Source organism: Streptomyces sp. GLSS-08 (assembly GCF_056387915.1).
Map to the genome: position 1 here is coordinate 89,181 of NZ_JBWJAQ010000006.1, position 14,735 is coordinate 103,915.

At 70.7% G+C, this 14,735-nt stretch carries 15 protein-coding genes and 6 tRNA genes; 8 read left to right on the forward strand and 13 right to left on the reverse strand.

The annotated features are described in order from the left end of the window. Window positions 1-15 precede the first annotated feature (15 nt). The 7 genes from AC0ZLC_RS12505 to AC0ZLC_RS12535 form a co-directional block, all read right to left on the reverse strand. Entirely contained in the window at window positions 16-2,748 is a 2,733-nt protein-coding gene (locus AC0ZLC_RS12505) for an exo-rhamnogalacturonan lyase family protein (protein WP_476752000.1), read from the reverse strand. A gap of 83 nt (window positions 2,749-2,831) precedes the next feature. Next, entirely contained in the window at window positions 2,832-3,467 is a 636-nt protein-coding gene (locus AC0ZLC_RS12510; protein WP_476752001.1) for a hypothetical protein, read from the reverse strand. A 1-nt stretch (window position 3,468) separates the two neighbouring features. Beyond that, window positions 3,469-4,341, reverse strand: coding sequence for a carbohydrate ABC transporter permease (locus tag AC0ZLC_RS12515; protein WP_476752002.1), 873 nt, complete (start codon window positions 4,339-4,341; stop codon window positions 3,469-3,471). Then, window positions 4,338-5,306 carry a carbohydrate ABC transporter permease gene (locus AC0ZLC_RS12520; RefSeq protein WP_476752003.1) on the reverse strand — a complete coding sequence of 323 codons (969 nt, stop codon included), beginning with the start codon at window positions 5,304-5,306 and terminating at the stop codon, window positions 4,338-4,340. The genes AC0ZLC_RS12515 and AC0ZLC_RS12520 overlap by 4 nt, the downstream gene beginning before the upstream one ends. After that, window positions 5,306-6,628 (reverse strand): ABC transporter substrate-binding protein, encoded by a 1,323-nt coding sequence (locus AC0ZLC_RS12525; protein WP_476752004.1) that lies wholly within the window; start codon window positions 6,626-6,628, stop codon window positions 5,306-5,308. The genes AC0ZLC_RS12520 and AC0ZLC_RS12525 overlap by 1 nt, the downstream gene beginning before the upstream one ends. A 708-nt stretch (window positions 6,629-7,336) precedes the next feature. After that, window positions 7,337-7,408, reverse strand: a tRNA-Val gene (locus tag AC0ZLC_RS12530). 81 nt (window positions 7,409-7,489) lie between these two features. Beyond that, window positions 7,490-7,924 (reverse strand): TIGR02611 family protein, encoded by a 435-nt coding sequence (locus AC0ZLC_RS12535; RefSeq protein WP_476752005.1) that lies wholly within the window; start codon window positions 7,922-7,924, stop codon window positions 7,490-7,492. A gap of 191 nt (window positions 7,925-8,115) precedes the next feature. Between AC0ZLC_RS12535 and AC0ZLC_RS12540 the strand changes: the two genes are divergently transcribed. Further along, entirely contained in the window at window positions 8,116-8,529 is a 414-nt protein-coding gene (locus tag AC0ZLC_RS12540) for an SsgA family sporulation/cell division regulator (RefSeq protein ID WP_003959770.1), read from the forward strand. Between the two features lie 252 nt (window positions 8,530-8,781). Next, on the forward strand, window positions 8,782-9,339 hold the full coding sequence (locus AC0ZLC_RS12545) for a CGNR zinc finger domain-containing protein (protein WP_476752006.1): 558 nt from the start codon (window positions 8,782-8,784) through the stop codon (window positions 9,337-9,339). 41 nt (window positions 9,340-9,380) lie between these two features. Here AC0ZLC_RS12545 and AC0ZLC_RS12550 read toward each other — a convergent pair whose 3' ends face one another. Together AC0ZLC_RS12550 and AC0ZLC_RS12555 are read right to left on the reverse strand one after the other, a co-directional pair. After that, window positions 9,381-9,533 carry a hypothetical protein gene (locus AC0ZLC_RS12550; protein WP_010988207.1) on the reverse strand — a complete coding sequence of 51 codons (153 nt, stop codon included), beginning with the start codon at window positions 9,531-9,533 and terminating at the stop codon, window positions 9,381-9,383. 180 nt (window positions 9,534-9,713) lie between these two features. Next, window positions 9,714-10,163 carry a hypothetical protein gene (locus AC0ZLC_RS12555; RefSeq protein WP_476752007.1) on the reverse strand — a complete coding sequence of 150 codons (450 nt, stop codon included), beginning with the start codon at window positions 10,161-10,163 and terminating at the stop codon, window positions 9,714-9,716. Window positions 10,164-10,389: 226 nt separating this feature from the next. Between AC0ZLC_RS12555 and AC0ZLC_RS12560 the strand changes: the two genes are divergently transcribed. After that, the gene (locus AC0ZLC_RS12560; RefSeq protein ID WP_476752008.1) at window positions 10,390-10,914 is read left to right on the forward strand and encodes a DsbA family protein; all 525 of its coding nucleotides are present in this window, start codon (window positions 10,390-10,392) and stop codon (window positions 10,912-10,914) included. Between the two features lie 18 nt (window positions 10,915-10,932). Here the strand turns inward: AC0ZLC_RS12560 and AC0ZLC_RS12565 are convergent, their stop codons facing one another. The 3 genes from AC0ZLC_RS12565 to AC0ZLC_RS12575 are packed head-to-tail and all read right to left on the reverse strand — an operon-like array spanning window position 10,933 to window position 13,677. Beyond that, the gene (locus AC0ZLC_RS12565; RefSeq protein WP_476752009.1) at window positions 10,933-11,757 is read right to left on the reverse strand and encodes a GNAT family N-acetyltransferase; all 825 of its coding nucleotides are present in this window, start codon (window positions 11,755-11,757) and stop codon (window positions 10,933-10,935) included. Between the two features lie 58 nt (window positions 11,758-11,815). Beyond that, on the reverse strand, window positions 11,816-12,637 hold the full coding sequence (locus tag AC0ZLC_RS12570) for an aminotransferase class IV (RefSeq protein ID WP_476752010.1): 822 nt from the start codon (window positions 12,635-12,637) through the stop codon (window positions 11,816-11,818). Beyond that, window positions 12,634-13,677 carry a chorismate-binding protein gene (locus AC0ZLC_RS12575; protein ID WP_476752011.1) on the reverse strand — a complete coding sequence of 348 codons (1,044 nt, stop codon included), beginning with the start codon at window positions 13,675-13,677 and terminating at the stop codon, window positions 12,634-12,636. The genes AC0ZLC_RS12570 and AC0ZLC_RS12575 overlap by 4 nt, the downstream gene beginning before the upstream one ends. Window positions 13,678-13,834: 157 nt before the next feature. Between AC0ZLC_RS12575 and AC0ZLC_RS12580 the strand changes: the two genes are divergently transcribed. The 5 genes from AC0ZLC_RS12580 (at window position 13,835) to AC0ZLC_RS12600 (ending at window position 14,289) form a co-directional block, all read left to right on the forward strand. Further along, window positions 13,835-13,907: transfer RNA gene (locus AC0ZLC_RS12580), tRNA-Gly, on the forward strand. Between the two features lie 39 nt (window positions 13,908-13,946). After that, window positions 13,947-14,020 (forward strand) — tRNA-Cys (locus AC0ZLC_RS12585). 1 nt (window position 14,021) lies between these two features. Continuing rightward, window positions 14,022-14,093 (forward strand) — tRNA-Val (locus AC0ZLC_RS12590). Between the two features lie 26 nt (window positions 14,094-14,119). Further along, window positions 14,120-14,191: transfer RNA gene (locus AC0ZLC_RS12595), tRNA-Val, on the forward strand. A 23-nt stretch (window positions 14,192-14,214) separates the two neighbouring features. After that, a tRNA-Val gene (locus AC0ZLC_RS12600) sits at window positions 14,215-14,289 on the forward strand. A 104-nt stretch (window positions 14,290-14,393) separates the two neighbouring features. Here the strand turns inward: AC0ZLC_RS12600 and AC0ZLC_RS12605 are convergent. Continuing rightward, window positions 14,394-14,690: a TFIIB-type zinc ribbon-containing protein gene (locus tag AC0ZLC_RS12605; protein ID WP_476752012.1), complete on the reverse strand. Its 297-nt coding sequence runs from the start codon at window positions 14,688-14,690 to the stop codon at window positions 14,394-14,396. Window positions 14,691-14,735: the final 45 nt, after the last annotated feature.

Here is a 14,735-nt window from a genome sequence, read left to right on the forward strand (position 1 = left end):
GCATCCGTGGCCGGGCTACGGCATCCTGTCGCCGAGCAGTGCCAGGTTCTCGATGGCGGCGAGGCCGTAGAGGGCGGTGTCGTTGGTGTAGACCCAGTTGGCCTCGCTGCCCGGGACCAGCGTGACGGGGCCGCTCAGCTTCTCGGTCTTCCAGGGGGAGGACTCCGTGTAGCCGTCGGAGCCGTAGAACTTGGCCCACGCGCGCTTGGCGAGCGCCGCGTCACCGGTCTGTACGGCGGCGTAGGCGTCGAGGCGCGAATGGCCCTGGAAGAGCAGCAGCGAACCGAAGTTGCTGCCGTAGCGCGCCGCCTGCTCGGCCTTGGTGGCGTTGAAGTAGCGGCAGTAGTCGAGGTAGGCGTCCTTGAACTCCGGCAGGTCGACCAGGTCGATCAGCTCGGCGCACAGCTCGTTGAGGCCGAACACCGCCGACAGGTGCGAGACGCTCACCGCGGGATTGTCGGCGATCGCGAACCTCCCCGTGTCGAGGTCGTAGAGCCCGGTGCCCTGCACGAAGCCGTTGGGCTGGGCGGCGATGGTCTCCATCGTGGACAGCACGCGTGCCCTGGCCTTCTCCCACTTGGGTCCCTTGCGCTCCCACTCGGTGAGCCACGCCGACACGAGGCCGCTCCAGTCGGTGCCGAAGCCGATCGACAGGGCGTGCCGGTCGGGCGTGTACGGCTCGGTGCGGATCTTGCGGATCGGGTCGAGGACCAGGAAGGTCTCGTCGGAGTCGACGTTGGCGTGCATGAGGTCGCCGACGCGTTCGTCCGCGGTGAGGAAGTAGTAGTAGCGGCGGTAGGTGGTGTTGGCGATGCGCTGCTGCTTGGCGCTGTCGGCGTAGTGCTGCACGCCGTGCCGGGTGCCGAGGCCGGCCCACTTCCCGAGGTGGTAGACGTCGACCTCGCCGGTGTGCCGGGTCATCGCCTCGGCGAAGCGGAAGATGTCCGCGCGCCCGGAGCGCAGGTAGGCGAACCAGAGCCACAGGTCCGGGGAGAGCTCGGAGTTGTCCCAGGCGTAGCCGCCGACGTCGTAGCGCCACTGGTGCCGCACCGGGTCGTACGAGTGCATGATGTCGCCGTAGTCCCAGAAGCCGTACCAACGGCGCATCTCCACCTGGTCCCTGTAGTAGGTGAAGAGGAAGTCGAGGTGGTCCTCGATCTTCGCCTTTGCGGCGGTGGAGCGGTCCGGCTCGGAGAAGAGGCCGCCGAAGACCCTGGCCTTGACGAGGTGCCGGGGCGGGGCCGCGAGCTGCGGCAGTACGCGCACGGCCTCGACCTGCTCGGCGAGCCTCTCCGGGGCGGGTGTGGACTCGTTGGCCCAGAAGAGGAGTTCGGAGGTGCGGGCGATGCCGTAGGGGGTGCCGAAGCCGGGTTCGTGGTCCTCGTAGGTGATGTTGAGGCCTTCGAGCTGCTCCGCGTAGGTGTCCTGGCCCATGCCGTCGTGGTAGAGGCGCAGGTCCATGGGCTGGGCCTCGGGCGACCAGAGCCAGAGGGTGACCTCGGCCTCGTCGGTGTGGGCGCCGCGGACGTCGAGCTGGGCCGGGTGCTTCTCCCAGAAGTCCCGCAGCCCGAAGGAGAGTCCGCCGCTCGGGCCGCCCACGTAGCCGAAGCCGGATGCCCGCCGGCCGCCGCCCGCGCCGATCCAGCCGTACCCCTTCTTCGTCCGCTTGCGCAGGGTGAAGCCGTCGGCGGAGAGCTGGGCGAGGGTGTAGTCGCCCCACTCGGGGATGTACTGCAGCCGGGTCGTCACCCGCTGGTCCCAGGTGGACGGGTCGGGCAGCTTCTCGCCGGCGAACTGGGCGGCCTGCACGGCCGCGCCGGGGTCGCGGCGCAGTCCGGTGACGCCCTTGACCGCCTCGCGCAGCAGACCGGTGCCGTCGCCGCCGATGCGGATGTGGCGGTCGTACGCGGCGTCCCGCATCGGCACGGTGAAGCGGACGCCGAGCCCGCGGATGAAGTCGCCGCTCGCCCTGCCGGGTTCCTGCTTCCCGTCGAACGTGATCGTGTGCACCATGCGGAACGACTCGGCGCCCGCGTAGAAGTAGAGCCGGACCGAGAAGGGCAGCCAACTCCGGTCGCCGCGGCGGTGCTTGCCGTCGATGCGGACGACGGCGCGGACCGGTCCCTCCTGCTCGGCCTCGACGCCGGTGATGTGGCTGTCGAACCGTTCGTACTTCTCGGCGCCCTGGTCGCCGTCCTCGATCCCGGGCTGGCGGATCAGCACGAGGCGGCCGTTCTTCGCGATCTCGGTGGAGCCGCGCCGTACGGACTTCACCAGCGCGGAGCCGCTCCTGCCGATCGTCGCGGTGATGACTCCGGTCGAGACGGTGATGGTGCCGCCGCTCCTGCCGACGGTGACCTCCCGGGCGGGAGCGGCGGGTTGGCCCGCGGTCAGGGTGAGCTTGCCGGATCCCGAACCGACGGCGTGCGCGGTCCACTTGAGGGAGCCGTCCGGCCAGTAGGCGAGGGGCCAGGACTGCACCGGGACGTCCTTGCCTGCGGCGTCCTTCAGCGCGAAGGTCTGGTCGTCCTCGTACGCACCCTTCGGCCAGGGCACACCGACGGTGGAGCCGGGGGCGGCGCCGAGGCCGCCGTCCTCCAGCCAGTCCAGGGTCACGGGATCCGCGTCCGCGGTCTCCGCTCCCGGGGCGCCCTGGGCGTCCTTGGCGCCCAGGGCCCAGCTGAACTGTGCGGCGGCTCCGGCGACTGCGGCCGCCTTGAGCAGGGATCTGCGGGGGATGGAGGACATGGCCTTTCCTTTCCGAAACAGGGAAGTCAGGGGCATGACAGCAGGAGCCCGCGTGGCAGCGGCGGCCCGTGCGGGGTGACGGCTCAGCGGGGCCGGGACGACTCCGGTGCGGCGGCGCGGCGCCGGTGGCGCTCGTCCACGGCGACGGCCGCGGCCGCGACGGCCCCCAGCACGGGGACCGCCAGCGGCGCGACGAAGAGGCCGGAGCAGACCACCACGACGAGTCCGCCGACGAGCAGGAACGATCCGGCGGGGTCGAGGACGGTGCGCAGCCCGGCGGACGCCAGCAGCGTCCGCCAGGACGCGCCCGGCCCCCAGGCCGCCGCCGCGCGCAGCCCGGCGACGGCCAGTCCGATCAGGGCGAAGAGGCCGACGGCACCGACGAGCGGGCCGCCCGGGAGCCCCGCGCGAACGGCCCGGACGTCCACCCAGACCACCCCGGCCGCGGCCCACCCGGCGAGCCCGACGAGCCAGCCGCCCCGCAGGGCCGCCCGGTAGTCCGCCGCGAACTCCCGTACGCCGCCACCCTCGTGCGCCGTGCGCCGCCGCAGATGCCGGGAGCCGGCCGTGAACGCGGCGGGGTAGGTCACCAGCGGCAGCGCCGCCACCGTGATCCACACGCCGGTGAGCAGGCACTCGGCGAACACGGCGAACCGTTCGGCGAACACGGATGCGCGGGGCGTCCTGGCCGCCTTGGCGCGCGGCTGTCCGGTGGCCATCTCAGCCCTTCAGTCCGGAGGTCGCCATGCCGTCGATGAGATACCGCTGGAACGCGAGGAAGAACAGCAGCACGGGCAGCAGCGCCACCAGGGACATCGCGATCAGTCCGCCGTAGTTGGCGGCCACCCCGTCCGAGTCGCGGAACATCATCATGCCGAGCGAGACGGTGTACTTGCCGGGCTCGTTGAGGTAGATCAGCGGGCCCATGAAGTCGTTCCAGGCGTTGATGAACGTGAAGATCGCGCTGGTGATGAGCGCGGGCCGGCACAGCGGCAGCACGATCGACCAGTAGATCCGCAGATGACCGCAGCCGTCGAGCCGCGCGGCCTCGTCCAGCTCCCGGGGCAGGTTCCGCATGAACTGCACCATCAGGAAGACGAAGAACGCCTCGGTGGCGAGGTACTTGCCGATCAGCAGCGGCACGTAGGTGTTGACGAGCTCCAGCTTCTGGAACATCACGTACTGCGGGATCAGCAGCACGTGGTACGGCAGCAGGAGCGTGCCGATCATCAGCGAGAACAGCAGGTTGCGCCCGGCGAACCGGATCTTGGCGAAGGCGTACGCCGTCAGCGAGCAGGAGACGAGGATGCCGGCGACGGAAGCGAGCGCGTAGAAGAGGGAGTTCTGGAAGAAGGTGGCGATCGAGATGTCGGCGATGCCGTCGGCCAGCCCCTTGAAGTTGTCCAGGACGGGGGTCGTCGGGAACAGCTGCAGACTGCCGATGACGTCCCGGCTCGGTTTGAACGAGGCGCCGACGACCCAGGCGACGGGATACAGGACGACGGCCAGGACCAGTACGGCGCCCAGGTGCCAGACGAGCGAGCCCGTCCGCCTGCGGGCGGGCTCCGCGGGCTTGCGCGGGGTGGTGCTCATCGGGGGGCCTCCTCGTAGTGCACCCACCGCTTCTGGGACCAGAAGAGGACGGCCGTCACCAGCGCCACGGCGAGCAGCAGCATCCAGGCCATCGCGGAGGCGAAGCCCATCTGGGCCTCCTTGAAGCCCTTCTGGTACAGGTAGCAGGTGTAGACGAGCGTGGCGTCGGCGGGACCGCAGCTGGTGTTGGAGACGACGTACGCCGAGCCGAAGATCTGGAAGGAGTGGATGGTCTCCAGCAGGACGTTGAAGAAGAGCACCGGCGAGATCATCGGCAGCGTGATGCTCCAGAACCTCCGGAAGGGCCCGGCGCCGTCCACCTCCGCCGCCTCGTACAGCTCCTTCGGCACCTGCTTGAGCCCCGCGAGGAAGATCACCATCGGGGCGCCGAACTGCCAGACGGTGAGCGCGACCAGGCTGTAGAGCACCCGGTCCGGGTCACCGACCCAGCCGCCCGGGTGGAAGCCCAGGAACGACTGCGTACGGTCCACCACGGCGTCGTCCGAGAACAGCGCGCGCCACACGAAGCCGACGGAGACGCTCGCCCCGATGAGCGAGGGCGCGTAGAACGCGGCCCGGTAGAAGGCCTGGCCCCGGCGGCTCTGCGCGAGCAGCAGCGCCACCCCGAGTGCCAGCAGCAGCTTGAGGGGCGTACCGATGACGACGTACTTGGCCGTCACCTCGACCGACTTCTGCCACCGGGGGTCGTCGAACATCCTGGTGAAGTTGTCGACGCCGACCCACTTCGGTGAATTGAAGAGGTTGTAGTCGGTGAAGGCGAAGTAGAGCGAGGCGGCCATCGGGCCCGCGGTCAGCAGCAGGAAACCCGCGATCCACGGGGACAGGAAGAGGTAACCGGTGAGATTCTCCCGGCGGCCCCGCCGCTTTCCGGCGACGGGGGCTGCGGGGAGCATCTGCGGCGCGTCGGGCGGAGAGTCCTTGACGAGCGTCACTGCGGTTCCCATCAGGCGGCGAGGGCGGTCTTCGCCTCGGAGAAGAACTGCTTGACCGCGTCGGAGACCTTGGTCTTGCCCTGTGACATGTCGCCGGCGATGCGCAGGAAGGCGGCCTCGACGGTGTCCGCGCCGGACGGGTGGGGGGTGATGGTTCCGAGGACCCCGGCGGCCGCGGTGTCCTCCTCGTACGCGGCGATGGCCTTGTTGGGCGCGTCCGTCGGCTTGTACGCGTCGAACTGGCCGGTGGTGGCGAGGATGCCGCGGTCGTAGCCCATGATCCTGCCGACCTCCGGGTCGTGGACCATGAAGTCGATGAACTGGGCGACCACCTTGGGGTGCTCGGTCCGGGCGGAGGCGCTCAGCATCAGCGAGGCGAGGTACTGCCCCGTCTCCTTGCCGTCGGTCGTGGGGATCGGGGCGAGACCGTAGGTGCTGTCGCCCTCCGCGGCATAACGCACCGTGAAGTTGTCCCAGGTGAACTCCGCCGCCGCGAGGCCCGCCGACAGGGCCGACTTCGGCGCGACCTGCGCGACCTTCTTGGGGTCGGTGACGATGCCGGCCTTCACGCGGTTGTACCCGTCCGTCCACCACTCCGTCAGATCGGTCTCCTGGAAACCGAGTCCGTCCTTGGTGAAGAACGCCTTTCCGTTCTGCCGCAGATAGAGGTCGTAGAGATACATGATCCCGAAGTAACCGGTGTCGCCCGCCACTTTCTGGGTGTCGTGGATCTTCTTGAGAGCGGCGAAGTACTCGTCCCAGGTCCAGCCTTCCTTCGGCTTGATCCCGGCCTTGTCGAAGAGCTTCTCGTCGATGACAAGTGACATGGTGTTGGATCCGACCGGAATACCGAGCTGCTTTCCGTCGACCTGCCCGACCTTCTCGACTCCGGCCCGGAAGTCGTCGAGGCTCAGGTTCCCCGCGTCCATCTGGGACCTGAGATCGAGGAGGACGCCCCTCCTGTCGTACTTCCGAAGGAATGCGACGGCGTTCTGGAATACGTCCGGCGGATTCCCGCCCGCCGCCTGGGTCTGGAACTTCTCCCAATAGGCCGCGTAATCCTGGAAGTCGGTCTTCACCTTGATCTTCGGGTACTTCTTCTCGAAGAGGTCGATGGACCGGTTGATCTTCTGCGCCCGCGCTTCGGCGCCCCACCAGGCGTAACGGATCGTCACCGGCCCGTCCCCGGACCCGTTGCCGCCCCCGCAGCCGGTCGCGGCCGCCAGCCCCACCGTGGCCAGCGAAGCTCCGGCCGCCCTGAGGACCGTACGCCTCTCGACACTCCCGCTGATCCCCACAGTCGAGCCCTCCTCGTGCCGCCTCGGACGCTTCATGAATCGTTTCAAGCAAGCGCTTGCTGCCACAAGGTACGGAGACCCCCCGGGCGCGTCAATGATTCGGACAGGAATTCGTGGGAGGCGACGCGACGACGTCCCGATACCCGTCAACGGGACCGCGGTGGACGGGCGCCCGACGGTGCAGGTCGGACGCTTGCGACCGACGGGCCGAACAATGTGCGCCGGTGTGCGCGTCACCCGCCCCAGGCGGGAAAGCCCCTGTCGTTTCGGGGTGCTGACGGCCACTGAGCAAGGAGTGGGGTATTCCGGAATGACCGGGCGTGAGGGTCCGGGTGAGCCGGGGTGACGCGCGCGTGGTCGCGGCGGCCGCCGGCGGCGGGCCGTCGATACGCGGCGCCCGCGGGCCACACCGACGGGACCACCGGGGGCGGTGCGCCCGCAGGCCACACCCACGGGACCGCCAGGGCGGCTCGGCCGGCCCGCCAACGGAGGCGGCCGACGCGAACCGAGAACGCCGGCCGCCCGTCCCGCCACCCCGCACGTCGGCGATCGAACTGAGACGCGGCCCGCCGCCGCGCGCCGGAGGACTGAACCGGACGCCCCCGAGTGAGCAGCACGCTTCGGCAAAGGGCCCCTCGCAAGCGCAGGACGCGCGCAGCCGCGCCGGGCGCCTCGCACCCCGCGGAAACGACGGAGGCGGCCCCCGTCCACGGACTACGTGGACGAGGACCGCCTTCGATCCTGTGGGCGATACTGGGTTCGAACCAGTGACCTCTTCGGTGTGAACGAAGCGCTCTCCCGCTGAGCTAATCGCCCGGGCGCACGGAGAACATTACCCCATGTCAGAGGCTGCCCGGACCAGTCGGGCAGGCCGGGGGCGCGCCCAGCGGGCCGGCGTCATTCCTTGATCTTCCACGGCATCTCGAAGCCGAATCTCCACACGTAGACCGCGACGAGAACCGCGACGATCACGAGCCCGACGGTCGTCAGGACGATGTTGCGACGGCGCACCCGGGGGTCGAGCGCGCGCTGCGTCGCCTCGGTCACCTTGCGCTTCGTCCACCGCAGGACCAGCTGCGCCCAGACGAACTCGGTCGCCCAGATCGCCATACCGCCGAAGATCACCAGCCAGCCCGGGCCGGGCAGCGGAAGCATGACCACGCCCGCACCGACGACCGCGAGGCCGACGATGAAAACTCCCACCTGCCAGCTCAGGTGGAGCGCCCGCCGGGCCTGGATGAATTCCGGCGCCCGCGAACCGAGCGGTCGCTCACTCGTCGATTCTTCACCCGCCACGGCGACCTCGCCGGTCTCGTCACTCCCCGTATTCATACGACCCAACCCTACCCGAGAGAAACCAGTCACCAGAATGGGCGTACCTCGCGAACGGTCTCTCGGCCGGATGAGCGACCTAAAGCCACGCAAAACACTCAGAGGGGTTTACAACGGCACCGTAGGTGGCATGTCGATTTCGCCGACGTGCGAATCCCCGAGCGCACACTGAGCGAAAGGCCCTGGCGCTTATGAACACCACGGTCAGCTGCGAGCTGCACCTGCGCCTCGTTGTGTCGAGCGAGTCCTCACTGCCCGTACCCGCAGGACTGCGGTATGACACGGCCGATCCCTACGCCGTGCACGCCACCTTCCACACCGGAGCCGAGGAAACCGTCGAGTGGGTGTTCGCCCGCGACCTCCTCGCCGAGGGCCTGCACCGGCCCACCGGTACCGGCGACGTCCGAGTCTGGCCGTCCCGGAGCCACGGTCAGGGCGTCGTCTGCATCGCCCTGAGCTCTCCGGAGGGTGAAGCCCTCCTCGAGGCCCCGGCACGGGCTCTCGAGTCGTTCCTGAAGCGAACCGACGCCGCCGTGCCCCCCGGCACGGAACACCGGCACTTCGACCTCGACACGGAGCTCTCCCACATCCTCGCGGAGAGTTAGCGAGGCACCCTGAGCCGCCCGGCGCCGTCCACTCGGGGAGACGGCTCGGGCCCGTACAACTGCATACGGCATGCACCGGCGCCGTCGCCGCGGGATTTCCGCGGCGACGGCGCCGGTGTGTGCCCTCGAGGCACGTCCGGCTGTCACGGAGCGTCCGGGACCTGGTCCGTACCGGCCCCCGCCGACGCCGAGCCGCTAGGCTCGGGCCCCCATCGGCGGGCGCCCGCCCGACTTCAGGCCAGGGAGCGAAACGTGCTGATCACCCACGACACCCGGTGCGCGCTCGACACCGTGGTGGATCTGGTGAACACCGCGCCGGAGGACGACGCGGCGGACCGCCTCCCGGACCTCGCCTCCCTCGAGGACTTCGTGCGCAACCACGAGATCAGCGACGTGGGGGTGCTGACGGAGCAGGATCTGGCGGCCGTGCGCCGGGTACGGGCGCGGTTCACGGGCATCTTCGCGGCCGACGACGCGCACGCCGCGGCCCTGCTCATCAACGAACTGGTAGCCGCCGCGGGAACGACACCGCGCCTCACCGACCACGACGGCTACGACTGGCACGTGCACTACTTCGCGCCCGGCGCCTCCGTCGCCGACCACCTGGCGGCGGACTGCGGGATGGCGCTGGCCTTCTTCGTGGTCGCGGGGGAACAGGAACGGCTGCGCCGCTGCGAGGCACCGGACTGCCGGCGTGCCTTCGTCGACCTCTCCCGCAACCGCTCGCGCCGGTACTGCGACAGCCGGACCTGCGGAAACCGCCTGCATGTGGCGGCCTACCGGGCGCGGCGCAGGGAAGCGGCGGGCTGACGGAGCCCTCGGCGGGTGACGCCAGGGGCTCCGTGTACGGCTCAGAGCAGCAGCAGGTCGTGCAGCGAAGCCATGAGCAGAAGACAGCCGATCACCGCCAGAAAGATCATCAGCGGTGGCTGGGAAAGCGCGAAGAGACAACCTCGCCGTTCCTCGGGAGGGGCCGCGGTGTCGCTCTGTGTTGTGTCCAGCATCTCGCGGTGATGATGACCTACGGGACACCCCGCAGGCGATCAAGACACCCGAAATGACCGGGAGTTCACTGATCTTCGCGCAGCACGACGCCGGAGGTGATCACTTCCGCGGATCATGTGATCACTTGAGGGCTTCCCGCGTGCCGGCCGTCCCGGACCGGCTCCGTGCTCCGTACGGCTTCAGATGCCGTGCTTCTTCAGGATGGCCTCGATGTCGCTGAAGTCCTCCGACGGGGCCGCCGCCGGACGCCGCGCGGGGGCGGGCCGCCCGGCGGGGCGCGCGGTCTGCCCCAGCGAGGGCGCCGACGCCTCCGGGGCCACCGCCGCACGCCGCGCGGTGGCCCGCGCCGCCTTGCGCTCCTCGCGGGTGCCGCCGCCGCGGCGCTCGGCGGCCCGGGTGGTCAGGAACAGCAGCCAGGCAGCGCCCAGCACCGCGAAACCGGCCCACGCGGTCGGGCTGAAGGCGGTGTCCGCCGCCCAGCCGACGGCACCGGTCATCACCAGACCGACGGGCACCAGGGAGTAGGCGGCGATGCGGGCCGCGGCCAGGAAACGCTTGCGGTACGCCGTGACCACGGCGATACCCAGCCCGGCCGCGGACACGGCGGAACAGACGGTCTCGGCAATCATCCGGTCCTCCGGGCGGGGTGCGGGCGGGAAGGGCTACTGCGTCCCTTCCATCCTGCACCGAGCCCGGCCCGCCGTGCCACGGCCCGGGCGGACCTCAGGGACATCTCCGGGTCGGCGTCCTCCCCAGGTCCCGGTTGGGCACCGGCGCCGCGGAGGTCCCGGTTGGGCACCGGCGCCGCGGAGGTCCCGGTTGGGCACCGGCGCCGCGGCTGGAAGACTGGGGACCATGAACGACTCCTCCGCCGCCCGCCCCGGCACCCCCGTCCTGGACATCTGGTGCGAACTGCAGTGCCCCGACTGCCGCACGGCCCTGGACGACCTGCGCGCCCTGCGCGCCCGCTACGGCGACCGGGTCGAACTGCGGCTGCGGCACTTCCCGCTGGACAAGCACAAGCACGCCTTCGCCGCCGCGCAGGCCGCCGAGGAGGCCGCGGAGCAGGGCAGGGCCTGGCCGTACGTGGAGGCCGTGCTCGGCCGCGTCGAGGAACTCGACCGCGGAGGTGAGCGGTTCCTCGTCGAGGTGGCCCGCGAACTGGGCCTGGACGCCGAGGAGTTCGACACCGCGCTGATCGACGGCCGGCACATCCTGATCGTCGACGCCGACCACGCCGAGGGCAAGGCCATCGGCGTGACGGGCACGCCGACCTACGTCATCGGCGGGGAGCGCCTCGACGGCGGCAGGAGCCAGGCGGGGCTGCGCGAGCGCGTCGAGGAGATCGCCGACCGGCTGCTGGCGGAGCAGGAGGCCTGATCCCGTCCGCCCCCGGCCCTACAGCAGGTTCTTGTACAGGTGGTGGGCGGTCGTCTCGTAGCCGAGGGACTCGTAGAGCCGCTCGGCCGGGGTGTTGCCCGCGAAGACGTTGAGGCCGATCACGGGCCGGCCGGCGGCCACCGCCTGCGCCTCGGCCAGCAGCATCAGCGTACGGCCGTGACCCCGGCCGCGGTGGGCGGCGTCGGCCTCGACGTCGAAGACGAAGGCGCGGTCGTCCTGCAGCGCCAGCCACAGCGTGCCGACCGGAGCTCCCTCGTGCTCCAGGACGCTGATCAGCACGCCCTCGGTGTCCGTCCCCCGCGCCAGCAGCTCGTCGTGGTCGCGCCGCGACTTCTCGTACGCCTCCGCCTCGGGCACACCGCGCTCGATCCAGATCTGCGCGTAGCTCTCCCTGGCCAGCGCCTCCCAAGGTTCGTACTCCTCCTGGGACATGGGGCGGGCACGGCTGCCCGCGGGCAGCTGCGGGGGTGCGGCGCCGAGCCGCTTCTCCATGCCGCGGTTGCGTGTGACGTACCCCAGCGCACTCGTCAGCCCGAGGGCTGCCACGGCGTCGGCGGGAACCGACACCTCGATCCGCCGGCAGCCCCAGCCGCGGGCCACCTCCTCGACGGCGAGGGCGGCCACCGTGCCCCGTCCGCGTCCGCGGTCCGGCTCGTCGATCCACAGGTCGGTGGCCCGAGCGACGCCGGGTCCGAAGAGCGCGTGGGTACTGAGGTGTATCGCGCCCACGGGACGGCTGTTCACGCACACCTGGTAGCGGCGCGAGCGCGTCCCGTCGGCGTGGTGCTGGAGCGGCTCGGTCGGCCGCAGGGTCGTGGTCATCAGGGGTGTTGTACCCGCCCGACGGCCGGACGTCATCCGGATTTCCCGGCGGTTCGGGCTACGGGTCGAGGTCGTTCCCGGCGTGCTCCTCGAAGATCCGCATCGCCTTGGCCGTCACCGGGCCCGGGGCGCCCGGGAGTTCACGCCCGTCGACGCGGTGCACCGCCTGCACGTCCCGCAGCGTCGACGTCAGGAAGATCTCGTCGGCGCGCTCCAGGACGTCGAACGGCAGGTCGGTCTCCCGGGCGCCCGTCCACTCGGCGGCGAGGGCGCGGGTGATGCCGGCGAGGCAGCCGGAGGCGACCGGCGGAGTGTGGATCTCGCCGTCGAGGACGACGAAGACGTTCGACCCCGTGCCCTCGCACAGCTGCCCCACCGTGTTCGCGAACAGCGCCTCGGACGCGCCCTGTTCGCGGGCGCGGGCCAGAGCGACCACGTTCTCCGCGTACGAGGTGGTCTTGAGGCCGGTGAGGGCGCCGCGCTCGTTGCGGGTCCACGGCACGGTGACGACGGCGGTGGAGTCGGGGCGGCGGGCGGTCCCGCCGAGGGCGACGACGAGCGTCGGGCCGTGCTCGCCCCGGTCCGAACCGAGCGGGCCGTGGCCGCCGGTGTACGTGATCCGCAGCCGCCCCAGCGCCATCGGGTCGGCTTCGACGACCGCGGCGCAGGCGCGGCGCACCTCGTCGAGGTCGGGGTCGGGCAGGCCGAGGCCGCGGGCCGAGCGGGTCAGCCGGTCGAGGTGACGGGTCAGGGCGAACGGCCGCCCGTCGACCACCTTCACCGTCTCGAAGATGCCGTCGCCCACGGTCAGTCCGTGGTCGAGGACGGAGACGCGGGCGGACTCGATGTCCTGCAGCCCGCCGTCGAGCCAGATCTTCACGAAAGGGTCCCTCCACTCGCCTCGTACGTCCCCGACGCTACCGCGAGCAGTCTCGACGCCTTCAGCTCGGTCTCCCGCCACTCGCCTTCGGGGTCCGAGCCCCAGGTGATGCCCGCCCCCGTGCCGAAACGCAGGACACCCTCGGCGCGGTCGATCCAGAAGGTGCGTATGCCGACGGCCAGCTCCCCGGTGCCCCGGTCGGCGTCGACCCAGCCGACGCCGCCGCAGTAGGGGCCTCGGGGCGCGGTCTCCAAAGCGTCGATGATCCGCAGGGCGCTGGACTTGGGGGCGCCGGTGACGGAGCCGGGCGGGAAGGCCGCGGCGAGCAGCTCCGGCCAGCCCGCGTCCTCGCGCAGTTCCCCGCGGACGGTGGAGACGAGGTGCACCAGTCCGGGGTGCTTCTCGACGACGCACAGGTCGGGGACGGTCACGGTGCCGGTGGCGCAGACCCGCCCGATGTCGTTGCGGACCAGGTCCACGATCATCACGTTCTCGGCGTGGTCCTTCTCCAGGAGGTCCGCCTCCGTCCGCCCCGTTCCCTTGATCGGCCCGGATTCGACGGTCCGGCCGTCGCGGCGCAGGAAGAGTTCCGGGGACGCGGTCGCGATCTCGACGCCGTGGGCGGGAAGGCGGATCGTCCCGGCGTACGGCGCGGGGTTGCCGCGGGCCAGCAGCGCGGTGAGCGCGTCCACGTCGGCGCCGGGGGCGACGGGCGCCGAGAGCACGCGGCAGAGGTTCGCCTGGTACACCTCACCGGCCGCGATGTGCTTCCGGATCCGCCGTACGCCCTCGGTGTACGCGGCGCGGTCGAGGGACGACGTCCAGTCACCGGCCGCCGGTCCCCGCCACTCACCCGGCACCGGCGCGGGCACCTCCTCGGCCCGTACGTCGCCGAAACGGGCGCAGGTCAGCCGGCCCTCGAAGTCGGCCGCCACGGCCCAGAAGCCGGTGGATTCCAGGGCCGCGGGGTCGCTGGTGACGTCCAGGAGGCGGGTCGCCACGAGGCCGCCGAAGCGGGCGAGAGCAGGGAGGTCGTGCACGCAGTCGAGTCTAGGGCGGGTGACCTGCGGGTGGGCCCGGCCGCGTCCCCGCGCGGACGCACCGCAGCACGCTGCACAAACGCGTTTTTGTACTGGCCCGGGAATCCGCTAGAGTTCAACACGTCACCGGGACGCGTGAGCCGACCGGAAACGACACGCGGACGTAGCTCAGTTGGTAGAGCGCAACCTTGCCAAGGTTGAGGTCGCCAGTTCGAACCTGGTCGTCCGCTCGTAGGAAGAGGGGGATCTTCCCGAACCCCCGCACTCCTGGTGGAGTGGCCGAGAGGCGAGGCAACGGCCTGCAAAGCCGTCTACACGGGTTCAAATCCCGTCTCCACCTCCAAGGACGATTAGCTCAGCGGGAGAGCGCTTCCCTGACACGGAAGAGGTCACTGGTTCAATCCCAGTATCGTCCACCGGATCTCGTCGAAGATCCGATCCCGCGCGATTAGCTCAGCGGGAGAGCGCTTCCCTGACACGGAAGAGGTCACTGGTTCAATCCCAGTATCGCGCACGCAGTACACCGCACCATGTCCCGCGCGATTAGCTCAGCGGGAGAGCGCTTCCCTGACACGGAAGAGGTCACTGGTTCAATCCCAGTATCGCGCACCAGCCGAAGCCCCCGGCCGTCTCGACGGCCGGGGGCTTCGTCGTGCGCCGGGTCCGGCCGGGGAACGGCGAGGGGGCCCTCCCGTGCGGAGGGCCCCCTCTTCGGTTCAGGACGAGAAGAGCATGTGCCCGAAGCTCTTCTGGCGGTGGTGGCCGCCGTAGTGACCGCCGTGGCCACCGTGGCCGCCCTGCGGGGCGCCCCACGCCGGCGCGGGGGCCGAGGGGTACGCCTGCGGGGCGCCCGGGGGCGGCGGAGCGGGCTGGGACCACTGGGACTCCAGGCGGGTCAGGGACTCCAGCTCGCCGTAGTCCAGGAAGATCCCGCGGCAGCCGCTGCACTGCTCGATCTGGACGCCATTGCGGTTGTAGGTGTGCATGGGCGCATGGCACTTCGGACACTGCATGCTCGGCTCAACTCCTCGTCGTCAACGCTGCTTCGCTCTACATCA

What these genes read in the sequence shown, in the direction of transcription:
- AC0ZLC_RS12510 (WP_476752001.1), bottom strand. Translation starts at nt 3,467, where the DNA reads ATGGCCACCGGACAGCCGCGCGCCAAGGCGGCCAGGACGCCCCGCGCA.
- AC0ZLC_RS12520 (WP_476752003.1), bottom strand. Translation starts at nt 5,306, where the DNA reads ATGGGAACCGCAGTGACGCTCGTCAAGGACTCTCCGCCCGACGCGCCG.
- AC0ZLC_RS12560 (WP_476752008.1), top strand. Translation starts at nt 10,390, where the DNA reads ATGAACGACTCCTCCGCCGCCCGCCCCGGCACCCCCGTCCTGGACATC.
- AC0ZLC_RS12540 (WP_003959770.1), top strand. Translation starts at nt 8,116, where the DNA reads ATGAACACCACGGTCAGCTGCGAGCTGCACCTGCGCCTCGTTGTGTCG.
- AC0ZLC_RS12605 (WP_476752012.1), bottom strand. Translation starts at nt 14,690, where the DNA reads ATGCAGTGTCCGAAGTGCCATGCGCCCATGCACACCTACAACCGCAAT.
- AC0ZLC_RS12505 (WP_476752000.1), bottom strand. Translation starts at nt 2,748, where the DNA reads ATGTCCTCCATCCCCCGCAGATCCCTGCTCAAGGCGGCCGCAGTCGCC.
- AC0ZLC_RS12550 (WP_010988207.1), bottom strand. Translation starts at nt 9,533, where the DNA reads ATGCTGGACACAACACAGAGCGACACCGCGGCCCCTCCCGAGGAACGG.
- AC0ZLC_RS12525 (WP_476752004.1), bottom strand. Translation starts at nt 6,628, where the DNA reads ATGAAGCGTCCGAGGCGGCACGAGGAGGGCTCGACTGTGGGGATCAGC.
- AC0ZLC_RS12515 (WP_476752002.1), bottom strand. Translation starts at nt 4,341, where the DNA reads ATGAGCACCACCCCGCGCAAGCCCGCGGAGCCCGCCCGCAGGCGGACG.
- AC0ZLC_RS12555 (WP_476752007.1), bottom strand. Translation starts at nt 10,163, where the DNA reads ATGATTGCCGAGACCGTCTGTTCCGCCGTGTCCGCGGCCGGGCTGGGT.
- AC0ZLC_RS12535 (WP_476752005.1), bottom strand. Translation starts at nt 7,924, where the DNA reads ATGAATACGGGGAGTGACGAGACCGGCGAGGTCGCCGTGGCGGGTGAA.
- AC0ZLC_RS12565 (WP_476752009.1), bottom strand. Translation starts at nt 11,757, where the DNA reads ATGACCACGACCCTGCGGCCGACCGAGCCGCTCCAGCACCACGCCGAC.